Raw genomic sequence first — 14,425 nt, forward strand, 5'->3', positions numbered from 1 at the left:
CGTGATGATGGACCCACAACAATCCACCGATTTCGTCGGACGAGGCTGGGCATTCCCGGTCCGGACCGATCCCACGGGGGCGTTCGCTCTCGCAGGCGGAGGCGCCGATGTGGAGCAGGCGATCGAGATCATCTTGCGTACATCGCCAGGTGAACGTCCGATGCGCCCGGAGTTCGGTTGCCGCATCAACGATCACGTATTCGCACCGGCCACTGCGGCGACAGCTGCGGGTATCGCCCGCGACGTGCAGACCGCGCTCGAGGACTGGGAGCCGCGGATCGACGTCGACGGCGTCGAGGTCGACTTCGCGTCTGCCGACGCCGGCACCTTCTACATCGATGTCCGCTACCGCATCCACGGGCGCAACGACATCCGTAACCTCGTGTTCCCGTTCTACGTGATCCCCGATGAACCCGACGACACGCTGCCGGGTTCGACGGCCACCTACACCGAGGCGGGGTGACAACGAGATGCTGCCCGCACCCGATCTCGACGACCGGCACTTCCAGAACCTGGTGGACGACGCGAGACGTCTCGTCCGCGAACGGTTCCCGGAGTGGAGCGATCACAACATCTCCGATCCGGGGATCACCCTGATCGAAGCGGTCGCCACCATGGTGGATCAGCTGATCTATCGGCTCAATCGCGTTCCGGACCGGAACTATCTGAAGTTCCTCGACCTGCTGGGTCTGGAGATGCGCGCGGCGTCGACGGCACGCACCAGGGTCACGTTCTGGCTGTCATCGCCGCAACCGCAGGCGGTCGAGGTCCGCGCGGGCACCGAGGTCGGGACCGTGCGGACCGACATCGCCGAACCGGTGGTGTTCTCCACCGAACGTGATCTGTCGATCACCCCGTGTTCGTCCGAGCGCGTGTTCGCCGCGCCGTCCGGCGTCGACCCAACCGATCGGAGCCTGTCGCTGGGACACGGCGGCTTCGACTGCTTCGCGGCGACACCGCAACCAGACGACGCGTTGCTGATCGAACTCTCCGATCCCGTGCCGTCCTGTGCGGTGCTCCTGCGGATCACCTGCCGGGTTGCCGGCGTCGGCGTGGACCCGCGCCGACCACCGCTGCAATGGGAGGCGCTCACCGATCGGGGGTGGGTGGCCTGCGACCTCGGCAGCGACGAGACAGGTGGGTTCAACGAGCCGGGCGATGTCGTGGTGCACCTGCCGGACGACCACGCGCGGGCGACGGTGGCCGGTCATCGTGGCGCTTGGCTGCGGTGCCGCGTCGTCGAGGCGTTGCCCGGCCAGCCGACGTACTCCCGGTCGCCACACATCGATGCACTGTCGGCGCAGACGATCGGGGGCACCGTGTCTGCCGCCCATGCGCAGACCGTCAGTGGTGAGGTCCTGGGAGTCTCCGATGGCACCGTGGCACAACGCTTCTCGCTGCATGAACGCCCGGTGGTGCCCTCCGCGAACCTGACCGTGACGGTCACCGACGGTAAGGAGTCCTCGACGTGGACCGCCGTCGAGGAATTCGCCGACCGGGACGTCGACGATCGGGTGTTCCACCTCGACGCGGTCGCCGGCGAGGTGGTTTTCGGCCCGGCGGTCCGTGAGGCCGACGGCTCGATCCGTGCCTACGGGGCCACACCCCGCAAGGGTGCGGTGGTCGCCGTCGACGAGTACCGCATCGGTGGCGGTGCTCGGGGGAACGTGGCGGTCGGACAGTTGCGGGTACTCAAGACCAGCGTGCCGTTCGTGTCGCGGGTCGAGAACCGTGTCGCCGCGGTCGGTGGTGCCGAGGCCGAGACGATCGACGAACTCAAGTTGCGCGGACCTGTCGTCCTGCGGTCGAGGGGAAGGGCCGTGACCGCGGAGGATTTCGAGGAACTCACCAGACAGGCGGCGCCGGAGATCGCGCGGGTGCACTGTCTCGCCGACGACACGTCGCCAGGTGTCGTCCGGGTACTGGTCGTGCCGCATGTCGCCGACGATGCGGAAGGACAGATCCGGCTGCACGATCTGACCCCGACGAAAGAGACGCTCGACACGATCGCCGGATACCTCGACGAGCGACGCGTGATCGGGACCCGGCTGTTGATCGAGCCGCCGCAGTACATCGGGGTAACAGTCCTGGTCAGCGTCAGCGCAGCGCTCGGATTCGACAAGGCGATGGTACGAGACGCGGTGCAGCAGAGACTGTATCGGCTACTGCACCCGGTGTACGGAGGCCGTACCGGCGCCGGCTGGCCTGTCGCGCGGTCGCTGGGTGTGCCCGACCTCACCGCGGCGCTCGCCGACATTTCGGGAGTCGACATGGGGCAGGACGTCGCGGTTCAGTTGGTCCCGGTGAACCCGGCCACGGGACGGCGTGCCGAGCCGACGGACCGGGTGAGGCTGCCCGCCAACGGGTTGTTCCTGTCCTACCGGCATCAGGTCCGGGTGATCTGAATGCGCGGGGTACTCCCGGACATCGACAGCCCGCACCCGGTCGGGGCGACCCTGCCGTCCATCTACCTCGACGACGAGTGCGCGCAGGGCCTCTGCAGCGCTTTCGACGAGATGCTCGCGCCGGTGTTCCTGGTGCTCGATGCCTTTCCCGCTCTACTCGATCCGGCCACGGCGCCGGCCGATTCGCTGAGCTGGCTCGCCGGCTGGATCGGTCTCGTCCTCGAAGGCCACGAGAGCGTGGAAGACCGGCGCGGGCTGATCGCCGCCGGCGCGGAGTTGCTGCGATGGCGGGGGACCGCGCGGGGGGTCCGCGACGGCGTCGCTGCGGCGTTCGGCATCACACCCGAGGTCACCGAATCCGGTGGGGTCACCGTGTCGACCGAACCGTCCGGGCCGACGCAAGCGGATTCGGCGGAACCATTGATCACGGTCCTCGTCCGGGTCGACGATCCGGACGCGTTCGACCGTCAACGCCTGGACGCCGTGGTGTCGCGGATCAAGCCGGCCCATCTGCCACATCGGGTTGAGGTCGTCGGTCGCTGAGCCGAGGTCTGTGGGGCGCCGCTCCGAGGAGCGAGCCTGCGAGCATCACGAGGTCATCGACCTTGGTTCACCACCCCGGTCCCTGAGGAGCGAGCTTGCGAGCGTCACGAGGAGAGCGAGCTTGCGTCACCACCCCGGTCCCTGAGGAGCGAGCTTGCGTCACCGCCCGGTCCCTGAGGAGCGAGCTTGCGAGCGTCACGAAGGGCGGCCCTTCGTGACGGGCCTCCGCTGGCGCTCCGGCCCTCCTCAGGGACCGGGGGAGTCGGCGTTGCTGTGCGACTGCGCCAGCCGAAAGTGTTCCGGGACATGAAGAAGCGAGCTTGCGTTACCACCCCGGTCCCTGAGGAGCGAGCTTGCGAGCGTCACGAAGGGCGGCCCTTCGTGACGGGCCTCCGCTGGCGCTCCGGCCCTCCTCAGGGACCGGGGGAGTCGGCGTTACTGGGTGACTGCCAGCCGAAGGTGTTCCGAGACATGAAGAAGCGAGCTTGCGTTACCACCCCGGTCCCTGAGGAGCGAGCTTGCGAGCGTCACGAAGGGCGGCCCTTCGTGACGGGCCTCCGCTGGCGCCCCGACGCCGACCAGACCCGGGCATCCAGGAGCTGACTGGGTCAGCCGAACCGCTCTGTTCGTATCCGATCGGGACGGTGACCGGCGGCGATCATCGCGTCCGCGCAGTGTTCGACGAAGCTATTCGGGCCGCACACGAACACCGTGGGCTCCCGGTCTGGAGTAATCGTCAAAGCGGCGAGTTCGTCGGCGCTGAGCCGTCCGACCGGCCGGGTGTCGCCGAGGTCGGGCTCTCGCGTGTAGGCGAGGTGTACCGGCAGGCGGCGGTGATCAGAGAGCTGGCGCAGTTCATCGGCGAAGAGCGTCCGGTCGGGTGACCGCAACGAATACACCAGGTTGAACGGCACGAGTGGGGCTGCCACCTCTCGGCTCCGGATCATCGCCATCAGCGGAGCGAGCCCCGAGCCGCCGGCGATCAGTTGTACGGGCTGTGGATCACGCTCATCCCACGTGAACCATCCGCCGTGGGGGACGGTGACCTCCAGCGGCTCGCCGACTTCGACGACATCGACGAGATAGGGCGAGACCTCACCGTCGTCAGCACGTTCCACGGTGACCTCTACCGTGCGTGCTTCGCGTACATCCGACAGCGAGTACGTGCGTGCCGTCGAGTAGCCGTCCTCGGCGGTCAGACGAATGTCGATGTGCTGGCCCGGAAGTCCCCGGAAAGGTTCGGCGAGTCCGAGCCGCAGTGACCGTGCGCTCTCGCTGTGGCGGGTCTCCGAGACGACCAGGGTCACCTGCCACTCGTTCATGAGTAGCGCTGCTCGGTCCACGGATCGCCGTGCATGTGATAGCCACGGCTCTCCCAGAAGCCGGGAGTGTCACCGGACATGAAGCGCAGTCGCCGTACCCATTTGGCACTCTTCCAGAAGTAGAGGTGGGGTACCAGGAGTCGTGCGGGCCCGCCGTGCTCTGCGGGTAGGGGTTCGCCGTCGTAGGTGTCGGCGATCCATCCCTGTCCGTCCACCAGGTCGGACAACGCGACGTTCGTCGTGTATCCGCCGTAGCAGTGCGCCATCAGATGTGTATCGGCGGGCCAGGGAAGAGAATCGACGATGGTGTCGAACGATACTCCGCGCCAACGGGTCTCGAACTTCGACCATCGGGTCACGCAGTGGATGTCGGTGACGATCTCCTCATGCGTAAGATCCTGGAACTGCGACCAGTTCCAACTGTGTCCCCTGTGGTCGGACGATTGGACGGTCAAGGACCACGAGTCCAGCGGAATGGTCGGAGTCGGCTCAGCGGACAGCACAGGGAAATCGAAGGTGCGGTACTGCCCGGGCGGCAGCCGTGTTGCATCACGGTCGCGACGCCCGACGAACCCGCGATTGACGATCGCCATGCCGAGATCCTACGCGCGGAGCGGGATGGGTGCCCGTTTGTGTTCTCGCATGTTTGAACAGTTCTGGAACACGGGACGAAGATCGAGGCCGGTTGGCCGCCGGCGCCCCGCTTTCCTGTCGGTGGCGGCCGATATTCTGTGACCAATTGAAGTGATGCGGGTTGTCCACAACCCCTACCGACGATGAGGCCTTCTTGTCGGTGGTCTCGGATAATCTGTGGTCAGTGAATTCCTCACGGGGGCTGTGGTTTCTGATGACGGGCTGAGGTTGTTTGTCCTGTCGGTCTGTATTGCGTATGCGAGCGTCACGAAGGGGGTGTGGTGTTCTCTTATTCGGATTCGGTTGCCGATGATGCGGTTCTGTCGTCGGCCGGGTCGGCGGATCTGGCTGCCGAGGCGTGTGCTGCGTTGCGGTTGAGTCGTCAAGCTGAGGCGCGGGCGTTGTTGTTGGCCTTTCGGATCGGTGAGCAGGTGCATGACGATCTGATGGTGGCGTTGGGTCCGCGCGCGCAGATGAAGGTGCGTCGTCATGCGGAGAAGGCGGCGGTCGGGGAGATCTCGCTGCAGTTGGGGTTGTCGCGGACCAAGGCCGGCAAGTGGTATCGGTTGGGGTCGGCGTTGCAGCTCAGGCCGAAGCTGCGGATGGCGTATCTCGACGGTGATTACAGCACCAATCGGTTGTCGGAGTTGGTGCATTTTGTCGAAGCGGCACCCGATGTCACACAACATGATTCGACTCCCGACACGGACACCGCGGGCTCAGGTGGCGGTGACGACAGCTGTGCCGATAACACCGACATCGACGCCGAACCTGGCACCTCCGATCCCGCCGACGCCGCTGATCCCGCCGACACTGCCGATCCCGCCGACACTGCCGCCGATCCCGCCGACACTGCCGCCGATGTTGAGCCGGTCACTGATGTGGAGGACATTGCTCTGAAGTATGGGGCGCGTCCGACGACGGACACGGTGTTGCGCGATGAGTTGGCCGGGGTGGCGATCGGGCTGGATCCGGAGGGGGCGGCCGAAGCACGCAGGGAGTTCGGGCGGGCGTGGCAGAACGTGACGGTGACCAATGACAGTTCCGGGCATGCCAACATCGACGCCTGTGTGCCGGCCGAGTACGGGGTGTTTCTGCGTGAGGGGATCGCGGCGTTGTTGCGTGCGCGGGTGTGTCGGCGCGATCCGCGCACGCTGGGTCAACAGCGGGTCGACGCGTTGGCCGAACTCATCGGTGTCCCCGGTGTGCGGCTGACGTGTCGGTGTGGCGACGACGACTGCCCGGCCGGCGGAGCGCCGACTGACCCGACCTCTGGACCGACCGATCCGACCCAGCCCCCCGCACCCGGACCAGACCGCGGCGGAGCCGATGGCGCCGCAACCGATGTGGGCGGTGCCCCGCAGGGTGGCGACCCCGCAGACGGTGCGGGCACAAGCGACCCTGACGAATTGGCCGATCGTGACGATCCCGCCGATCGTGACGAAGCAGCCGGGGACACCGCGCCCGAGTCTGACACAGCATCTGAGCCGGACCGCGACACCCCGACCGCGCTCACCCCGACTGCGCCACCGTGGACCCTAGAACTTGGCCCGGATGGCATCGAGGTGCCCCGGTTGCGTGGCTACGGGGCGATCGATCCCGCCCTGGCTGACCGGCTGAGCGATCGGGCCACGCTGATCTCTTTGCCGGACCACCAGAGTCGCCGACCGTCGGGGCTGATCGTGCTCGGCGAGCGTGGACCGGCCCCACCGGTCGATCCGTCCGGACACGGCGGCCACGACCTGCCGCCGCCGGGTGCGTTGACCTATGCGCCGTCGACGAGGGTGCGTGAGCAGGTTCTGTTGTCGGATCGGTACTGCCGGTATCCGTTCTGCGGGCGACCCGCGCACGAATGCGAGCTCGATCATCTGGTGAAGTTTCGGCGTGTCGACCCGCAGACCGGGGGTTGGACGCTGCCCGCAAACCTGGCACCGCTGTGTCGGCCGGATCATCAGCGCAAGCATCTGGGCATGTGGATACCGACGATGAACATCGACCGCACCATCACCTGGCGCAACCCGGTCACCGGGAAGGTCATCGTCACCTACCCGCGGTAGCCGGCCCAACGCGGGCGCATCCTCGCAGGCTCGGAGGCTCCTCAGGGACCGGGTGATGACGCATCCTCGCAAGCTCGGAGGCTCCTCAGGGACCGGGTGATGACGCCCGCAGGCTCGGAGGTACCTCAGGGCGCGGGTGGTCACGCATCCTCGCAAGCTCGCGCGGCGGGATTCTCCCGCATCCTCGCAGGCTCGCGCGTCAGGATTTTCCCGATCCCTGAGGAGGTCCGGAGCGCTAGCGGCGCGCTAGCGGAGGCCGTCACGAAGGGGCGCCCCTTCGTGACGCATCCTCGCAGGCTCGGAGGCTCCTCAGGGAGCGGGGGGTGACGCATCCTCGCAGGCTCGGAGGCTCCTCAGGGAGCGGGGGGTGACGCATCCTCGCAGGCTCGGAGGCTCCTCAGGGAGCGGGGGGGTGACGCATCCTCGCAAGCTCGGAGGCTCCTCAGGGAGCGTGTGATGACGCATCCTCGCAGGCTCGGAGGCTCCTCAGGGAGCGGGTGGTGACGCCTCGCGAGCTCGGAGGCTCCGCGGGGAGCGGGCGGTGGTGACGCCCGCAGGCTTCCGAGGGAGCGGTGGTGAGGTGTGTTCGGAGGCTGCTCAGGGGCGGTGGTGACGCATCCCCACGCGCTCGGTCTTTCGGTCCACGGGGCAGGTCCGGGGATGCGTCAGATCTCCAATCCCAGCAACGCGTTCTCCAGCACCTCGGGCATCGCGGGGTGAATCCAGTACTGGCCTCGCGCCATCTCATGTGCGGTGAGCCCGAAGGATATCGCCTGGATCACCGGCTGGATGACCGTCGGCGCCTGGGGGCCGATGATGTGCGCACCGAGTAGTCGGCCGGTTCGGCGCTCGGCGATCAGCTTGCAGAACCCGGTGGTGTCCTCCATCGCCCACCCGTATGCGACATCGCCGTAGGCCTGAACCTTCACGGCGATGTCAAGATCCATGTCACGCGCCTCATCCTCGGTGAGCCCGACGGTGGCGATCTGCGGATGGGTGAACACCGCTGCCGGGACGTGACGGTGGTCAAACCACAGCAGATCCTCGGCATCCCATCCCTTGAGCAGGTTTGCCTGCACCACTCGTTGCTCATGGTTGGCGACGTGCTTGAGCTGGTACGGCGAACTGACATCACCGAGAGCCCAGACTCTGCGCGCAGCGGTCCGCCCATGCGGATCACACTCCACCCGTCCGTGATCGTCCAGGTCGATGCCGATCGACTTCAGATTGAGACGGTCCCCATTCGGCCGGCGACCCGTCGCGACCAGCAGGACGTCCCCGTCGAGATGCCTGCCGTCCTGAAACGTCACACGCACTCCGTCGTCACCGAGGTCGGTCACATTGGCGACATCGGTGTTCAGGTGAACATCCCACTTCTCCTGCGCCACAGCCGTGAAGCGGTTCGAGATGTCGGTGTCGAGCTTGCGAAGCATCGCCGGACCGCGCGCGATGATCGACACGGAACTGCCGAGGGCTCCGAACACGTGCGCGAATTCCGCTGCGATGTAACCACTCCCGACAATGATGAGATGGTCGGGGAGACGCTCGAGGCGCATCACGTCATCGTTGGTGTGGTAGCGGGCCCCGCAGTCGGTGATGACGGGCGGCACCGTCGCTCGCGACCCGGCGGCCACCACGACCTCGTCTGCGAGGACGACGGCGTCTCCGGTCACGAGCCGGTAGCGCCCGTCATCATCGCGTCCGTCGAACTCGACGTGTGAGGAATACACGGTGATGTTCGGACAGCGATCCTCGCGATACTCTCTGCCGCCGGACGAGATGGGGTCGATCCGGCCGAACACCCGCTCGACGACCGCCGGCCAGTCGACGGAATCGACATGAGCGTGCACGCCGTAACGCTCCGCGTGGCGTGCGCTGTCGGCGACCTCGGCGGCATAGACGAACATCTTCGTCGGGATGCAGCCGACGTTGAGGCAGGTGCCCCCGTACGTGCCTTCCTCGAAGATCGCGATCGTCTTGTCGTCGAACCGCTCGTCGGGAATGGAATTGCCGCTGCCCGTGCCGATGATCGCCAGGTCGACGATCTGCGTCGCGGTCATGCGTGTTCCGACTGGTCGGAGGTGGCCGACGCCCGGCCCGTACCGGCCGGCACATCGAGCGTGTCGCCCAACCAGGTGTCCACCTCGCGGTAGGCCTGGGTTCGGGCGCGCTTGACGGAGAGAAACACGTCGTGGCGGGCGTCGGCAACCGGTGCCACCGTGACCTGATCGCCGAGACGTCCGCTCCAGCGCGCGATGTGCGCGACGTCGAGCACGACGTCCGAATTGTCGACGGTACCCAGGTGCCGCGTGTTGAAGAGTGTCTTGTCGGACCGCAGCACCAGCGACGGCACACCGACGTCGATGCCGCGATGCAGGCGGGCATGACCACGACGCACCGCATTCAGGAAGCCGAAGGTGACCGGGAAACCGCCCATCGGCTTCAGCGACAGGTCATAGGTCCACTCGCCATTGCCCGATTCGTGGATGCTCTTGCCGTATCCCTCGGAGAGCTCCTGCGGGATCACGACTTTGGGGCGGGCGGCGGCCACTGCGCGGATCACGAGCGACACCGGAAGCGTTCGCAGCACCGGCTTGCCCTGGAGATCGAACCACGGACTGTTGAGCAACAGCCCGGTCACGTGCGCATGGCGGTCCGGTGCCTCGGTCCGCAGGCGATCCAGCCACAGCGGGGTGATCAGCCCGCCGGTGGAATGGGCTGCGACGATCACGCGCGCCGACGCGTCGCCCGCGGCGGACTCGGCCACGATCACATCGAGCGCACGACCGAGTTCCTCGTCGTAATGCCGCAGATCGGTGGTGAAATGGGCGGTGTGCTGCGGCTGCAGCGAGCGGCCGCACTTGCGCAGATCGAGGGCATAGAACGCGTAACCGCGCTCGTGGAAGAAGTCGGCGAGGGGTTCGTGGAAGAAGTAATCGGTGAAGCCGTGTACATAGAGCACCGAGCCGTTCGGGTACTGCTCGCTCGAATGGCCGGCCTTGCGCACCAGGGTCGCGGTGATCGGGTCCTCGCCGTCAGGATCGGGTCCCAGCGGCAGGGTGAGCACTTCGTAGCGGTCGAGGAGGCGGTCGGGTTGCCATTTCGCAGCAGCTCGGCCACCGTCGTGGGCGGCGGGAAAAGGTGCGGTCACACGCTCCACTGTAGTTAAGCCCCGGCCTCGGCAAGCGGCGCCGACTGTCGCCCAGCCCACATTTTGCCCGACGCGATTCCGTTGTTTCGTGGCCGATGGGGAACAATGGCCGATGACAGGGACGACCTCAGCGGCGACAGCGACAGAGACGATCGTCCAACCTGTGCGAAGGAGAGCTCCTCGTGTCTCAATCGGTGATCAAGACGGACGTTGCGCTGGTGGGCGCCGGCATCATGAGCGCCACCCTCGGTGCGCTGATCCGACGCCTCCAGCCGGACTGGTCGATCAGCCTGTTCGAACGCCTCGACGCGGCAGCCGCCGAGAGCAGCGACCCCTGGAACAACGCCGGTACCGGCCACTCGGCGCTGTGTGAGCTCAACTACACACCGCAGACCGCCGACGGCGACGTGAACATCGACAAGGCGCTCAGTATCAACGAGCAGTTCCAGGTGTCACGCCAGTTCTGGGCATACTCGGTCGACAACGGGATCCTCGGCGACCCGAGCGAGTTCATCAATCCGATCCCGCATGTCGGCTTCACGCACGGTCCGGGCGGCGTCGACTACCTGCGCAAGCGCTACGACCGTCTCGCCGGACAGGTGTTGTTCGAAGGCATGGAGTTCATCGACGACCCGGCCGAGTTCACCGAACGGCTCCCGCTGATGTCGGCGGGCCGCGACTTCTCCGACCCGGTCGCCCTCAACTGGTTCACCGAGGGAACCGACGTCGACTTCGGCGCGCTCACCCAGCAGCTGATCAACCATCTCGGCGCGACCGGCGCGGACATCTACTTCGGCCACGACGTGACGAACCTGTCCAAGCAGTCCGACGGCAGCTGGATCGTGAAGATGCGCAACCTCCGGACCAAGGAGAAGCTGACCGTCCACGCCAAGTTCGTGTTCGTCGGCGCCGGCGGTGGAGCCCTGCACCTCCTGCAGAAGTCGGGTATCGAAGAGGCGAAGGGCTTCGGCGGTTTCCCCGTCTCCGGCGAGTTCTTCCGCTGCACCAACACAGAGCTGATCGGCGGCCACCAGGCCAAGGTCTACGGCCAGGCCGCGGTCGGAGCGCCGCCGATGTCTGTCCCGCACCTCGACACCCGGGTGATCAACCACAAGCCGGGCCTGCTGTTCGGTCCGTATGCGGGCTGGTCGCCGAAGTTCCTCAAGAACGGCAAGGTCACCGACCTCCCCTTCTCGGTCAAGCCGAGCAACCTGTTGCCGATGCTGTCCATCGCGCCGCAGGAGTTCGGTCTGCTCAAGTACCTGATCAGCGAACTCGCCGCCAACCGTGCCGATCGGGTCAACACCCTCAGTGAGTTCGTGCCGCGCGCCGACGGTTCCGACTGGGAACTCATCACCGCCGGTCAGCGCGTCCAGGTGATCCGCAAGACCGGCGTGGGCGGCTCACTCGAGTTCGGTACCGCGGTCGTGACGGCCGGCGACGGAACCATCGCGGGTCTGCTCGGTGCCTCCCCGGGCGCCTCCACCGCAGTCCCGGCGATGCTTCAGGTCCTCGAGAAGTGCTTCCCGCAGCAGTACCAGGGATGGACGTCGATCCTCACCGAGATGATTCCGTCGTTCGGTCAGAAGCTCTCCGACAACCGCGACCTGTTCCGTCAGGTGTGGGACTGGACCAGCGGCAGCCTGCAACTCAAGCGGGACGCCGTGGCGTCGCCGGCCGGCCCGGATCGCACCCCCGAACCGGCGCTCTGAGCGCCTGTCTGGTGCGTGCGAACCCGAGTGTGATAGTCACGACACCATGACTCCGGTAGGGCAACTGCATCACAGCCTGGCCGCCGAGATGGATGCGGCCACGCTGTATCAGATCTTGCGGCTACGGGTGGACGTCTTCGTCGTCGAGCAGGCGTGCCCGTATCCGGAACTCGACGGGCGAGATCTCGAACCGCGCACCCGACAGTTCTGGATCAGTGACACCGAAGGCCACGTCATCGCCACCCTGCGACTGCTCACCGAGCCACCGTCGGCCGATGGCCGCGCGCTGTTCCGGATCGGCCGGGTCTGCACGGAACGTTCTCACCGCGGCGAGGGCCTGACCGCACAACTGCTGACCGCGGCCCTCGACGAGGTCGGTGACCTGCCCTGCCGGATCGAGGCGCAGGCCTACCTCGTCGACATGTACGCCAAGTTCGGATTCGTCCCCGAGGGGGAGCAGTATCTCGAGGACGGCATCCCGCACGTGTCCATGGTGCGAGACCCGGGGGCCGCCCCCAGCACGGCGAGCGGCTCGGACGGCAGTCGATGAGCGGACGCCACCGCTCGACCGCGAACGTGTTCCCGGTCCGCTACCCGTTCAGTGCTGTCGTCGGCCAAGAACGCCTGAAGCTCGCACTGATCCTCTCCGCCATCTCACCCGGGATCGGTGGTGTGCTCATCCGTGGCGAGAAGGGCACCGCCAAGTCGACGATCGTGCGAGGTCTCGGGCCACTCCTCGGTGGTGATGGCCACACGGGCCCGTCGGCCGGCACCGGCACTGTCCGTGGCCGTGTGGTGGAACTGCCGATCGGTGCCACCGAAGACCGTGTCATCGGTTCGCTGGATCTGACTGCTGTTCTCAGCGAGGGTCGCGCCGAGTTCACCCCGGGCCTCCTCGCACTCGCCGACGGCGGCGTCCTGTACATCGACGAGGTCAATCTCTTGGCCGACCACCTGGTGGACGTTCTCCTCGACGCCGCCGCGAGCGGTCTGGTCACCATCGAACGAGACGGTGTGTCGCACACCCAGTCCGCCGACTTCGTGCTCGTCGGGACGATGAATCCGGAAGAGGGGGAGCTGCGCCCGCAGCTGCTCGACCGGTTCGGCCTCGCCGTCGACGTCGCCGCCGGCCGCGACATCGAGGAGCGGGTGGAGATCGTGTCGCGCCGCATGGCATTCGATGCCGATCCCGGCGGGTTCGCGGCACGTCACGCCGAGGCCGAGATCGAGTTGGCCCGGAACATCGCCGCGGCACGTGATCTGGTCTCCGCGGTTCATATCCCGGCCGCCGAGCTGCGGCGGATCGCCGGTATCTGCGCCCACCTCGACGTCGACGGTCTCCGCGGCGACATCGTGGTGGCCCGGACCGCCGCCGCGCACGCGGCGTGGCGTGGTGCCGAGGAGGTCACCTCCGACGACGTGCGCGTCGCCGTCGAACTCGCGCTGCCGCACCGGCGCCGTCGCAACCCGTTCGACGAATCCGGTTTGAGCCCAGAGCAACTCGACGACGCGATGGATGCCGGGCAGGAGGCCGCCGACGGTGCACCGGACGAGGGCGGTCCCGACGACCCAGACGACGACCCGGACCCGACCGATCCCGGGCCGGACGGCGGAGTGCCGCGGGACGAGCGATCCGCACCCGCGGACACACCCGAAGACCCCGATCCCGGCGCGTCGCCGCACCCGCACACCGAAGATCAGGACGACGATCGGGTGCCATCCGAGACCGCACCGGGCGCCCGGTTCGACACACCCCCGCGGTCGGGAACCGTGGCGCGGATGCGACGTCTGCGGGTCGACGGAATCGGCGACGGCGATCCCGGACGGCGATCGCGGGCGCGCTCTCGGCGCGGACAGACCACGCGCGCAGTCGATTTCGCGCACGGCGAGCCCGTGCATCTGTTCGGGACGGTGCTATCGGCCGCCGACCGCACACGCAGGACCGCCGAACGCGGCGAGCCCGGCGTGGCGCCGCACACCGGGGTACGGGTCGCGGCCGCGGACCTGCGCAGCGCCGAACGCATCGGTCAGGAGGGCAACCTGGTCGTGTTCGTCGTCGACCTCTCGGGGTCGATGACCGCGCGGCGCCGCCTGGCCGCCGTCAGCGAGGTCTGCGTCGATCTGCTGCGGGACTCCTACACACGCCGGGATCGGGTCGCGGTCGTCGTCGCGCGCGGGTCGTCGGCGTCGGTGGCGGTGCCGCCGACCAGGTCCGTCGACGTCGCGGTGCGCCGCCTCGCCGAACTGCGTACGGGTGGACGCACCCCGCTGGCCGAGGGGCTGGTCACCGCCACCGAGCTCGTCGAGCGGCACGCCCGGCGCGAACCGCAGCGCCGACCGCTCATCGTGGTGCTCACCGACGGGCGCGCGACCGCCGGCCGGGACGCCGCGGCCCGGGCCGCGACCGCCGCGGCCGCCGTCGGCCGCCGAGGGATCGACTCCGTGGTCGTCGACTGCGAGCAGGGGATGATCCGACTCGGATTGGCCGCCGAACTCGCCGCAGCCATGGGTGCCCGATGCCTACCGATGGACGAGCTCACCGCCGGCAGCATCGCCCGGTCCGGGCGAGCCGCCTGAATCACCGTCCGTACCAGAACACCGC

Annotated in this window: 11 protein-coding genes; 7 read left to right on the top strand and 4 right to left on the bottom strand. The window is 67.5% G+C overall.

What is annotated here, in order from left to right; genetic code table 11:
- Positions 1 to 4 precede the first annotated feature (4 nt).
- The 3 genes from ACVT6V_RS16570 to ACVT6V_RS16580 are packed head-to-tail and all read left to right on the top strand — an operon-like array spanning position 5 to position 2,948.
- Positions 5 to 463, top strand: coding sequence for a GPW/gp25 family protein (locus tag ACVT6V_RS16570; protein WP_489894609.1), 459 nt, complete (start codon positions 5 to 7; stop codon positions 461 to 463).
- Between the two features lie 7 nt (positions 464 to 470).
- A complete protein-coding gene (locus ACVT6V_RS16575) occupies positions 471 to 2,405 on the top strand; it encodes a putative baseplate assembly protein (protein ID WP_489894611.1) in 1,935 nt (644 codons plus the stop codon).
- On the top strand, positions 2,406 to 2,948 hold the full coding sequence (locus tag ACVT6V_RS16580; RefSeq protein WP_489894613.1) for a phage tail protein: 543 nt from the start codon (positions 2,406 to 2,408) through the stop codon (positions 2,946 to 2,948).
- A 608-nt stretch (positions 2,949 to 3,556) separates the two neighbouring features.
- On the opposite strand, the gene ACVT6V_RS16585 is transcribed toward ACVT6V_RS16580, so the two are convergent.
- Together ACVT6V_RS16585 and ACVT6V_RS16590 are read right to left on the bottom strand one after the other, a co-directional pair.
- Positions 3,557 to 4,270, bottom strand: a complete 714-nt coding sequence (locus ACVT6V_RS16585; protein ID WP_489894615.1) for an FAD-binding oxidoreductase — start codon at positions 4,268 to 4,270, stop codon at positions 3,557 to 3,559.
- A complete protein-coding gene (locus ACVT6V_RS16590) occupies positions 4,267 to 4,863 on the bottom strand; it encodes a molybdopterin-dependent oxidoreductase (protein ID WP_489894617.1) in 597 nt (198 codons plus the stop codon). Before ACVT6V_RS16590 ends, ACVT6V_RS16585 begins: the two co-directional genes overlap by 4 nt.
- A gap of 321 nt (positions 4,864 to 5,184) precedes the next feature.
- Between ACVT6V_RS16590 and ACVT6V_RS16595 the strand changes: the two genes are divergently transcribed.
- Positions 5,185 to 6,960 (top strand): HNH endonuclease, encoded by a 1,776-nt coding sequence (locus ACVT6V_RS16595; RefSeq protein ID WP_489894621.1) that lies wholly within the window; start codon positions 5,185 to 5,187, stop codon positions 6,958 to 6,960.
- Positions 6,961 to 7,625: 665 nt separating this feature from the next.
- Here ACVT6V_RS16595 and ACVT6V_RS16600 read toward each other — a convergent pair.
- Positions 7,626 to 9,020, bottom strand: a complete 1,395-nt coding sequence (locus tag ACVT6V_RS16600) for a mycothione reductase (protein WP_489894623.1) — start codon at positions 9,018 to 9,020, stop codon at positions 7,626 to 7,628.
- Positions 9,017 to 10,111, bottom strand: coding sequence for an alpha/beta hydrolase (locus tag ACVT6V_RS16605; protein ID WP_489894625.1), 1,095 nt, complete (start codon positions 10,109 to 10,111; stop codon positions 9,017 to 9,019). Before ACVT6V_RS16605 ends, ACVT6V_RS16600 begins: the two co-directional genes overlap by 4 nt.
- A 182-nt stretch (positions 10,112 to 10,293) precedes the next feature.
- Between ACVT6V_RS16605 and mqo the strand changes: the two genes are divergently transcribed.
- From mqo to ACVT6V_RS16620, 3 genes are read left to right on the top strand one after another with little or no spacing between them, the layout of a single operon-like run.
- Positions 10,294 to 11,823, top strand: a complete 1,530-nt coding sequence (gene mqo, locus ACVT6V_RS16610; protein ID WP_489894627.1) for a malate dehydrogenase (quinone) — start codon at positions 10,294 to 10,296, stop codon at positions 11,821 to 11,823.
- A gap of 46 nt (positions 11,824 to 11,869) precedes the next feature.
- Positions 11,870 to 12,373: a GNAT family N-acetyltransferase gene (locus tag ACVT6V_RS16615; RefSeq protein WP_489894629.1), complete on the top strand. Its 504-nt coding sequence runs from the start codon at positions 11,870 to 11,872 to the stop codon at positions 12,371 to 12,373.
- Complete coding sequence (locus tag ACVT6V_RS16620; protein WP_489894631.1) at positions 12,370 to 14,400, top strand: VWA domain-containing protein; 2,031 nt, start codon at positions 12,370 to 12,372, stop codon at positions 14,398 to 14,400. The genes ACVT6V_RS16615 and ACVT6V_RS16620 overlap by 4 nt, the downstream gene beginning before the upstream one ends.
- The last annotated feature ends 25 nt before the right edge of the window (positions 14,401 to 14,425 follow it).

This window comes from Gordonia sp. LMA167, from assembly GCF_058130025.1.

Excerpts from the sequence above, each read along its gene's own strand:
- ACVT6V_RS16615 (WP_489894629.1), top strand. The coding sequence starts at position 11,870 with ATGACTCCGGTAGGGCAACTGCATCACAGCCTGGCCGCCGAGATGGAT.
- ACVT6V_RS16585 (WP_489894615.1), bottom strand. The coding sequence starts at position 4,270 with ATGAACGAGTGGCAGGTGACCCTGGTCGTCTCGGAGACCCGCCACAGC.
- ACVT6V_RS16590 (WP_489894617.1), bottom strand. The coding sequence starts at position 4,863 with ATGGCGATCGTCAATCGCGGGTTCGTCGGGCGTCGCGACCGTGATGCA.
- ACVT6V_RS16570 (WP_489894609.1), top strand. The coding sequence starts at position 5 with ATGATGGACCCACAACAATCCACCGATTTCGTCGGACGAGGCTGGGCA.
- ACVT6V_RS16575 (WP_489894611.1), top strand. The coding sequence starts at position 471 with ATGCTGCCCGCACCCGATCTCGACGACCGGCACTTCCAGAACCTGGTG.
- ACVT6V_RS16600 (WP_489894623.1), bottom strand. The coding sequence starts at position 9,020 with ATGACCGCGACGCAGATCGTCGACCTGGCGATCATCGGCACGGGCAGC.
- ACVT6V_RS16620 (WP_489894631.1), top strand. The coding sequence starts at position 12,370 with ATGAGCGGACGCCACCGCTCGACCGCGAACGTGTTCCCGGTCCGCTAC.
- ACVT6V_RS16580 (WP_489894613.1), top strand. The coding sequence starts at position 2,406 with ATGCGCGGGGTACTCCCGGACATCGACAGCCCGCACCCGGTCGGGGCG.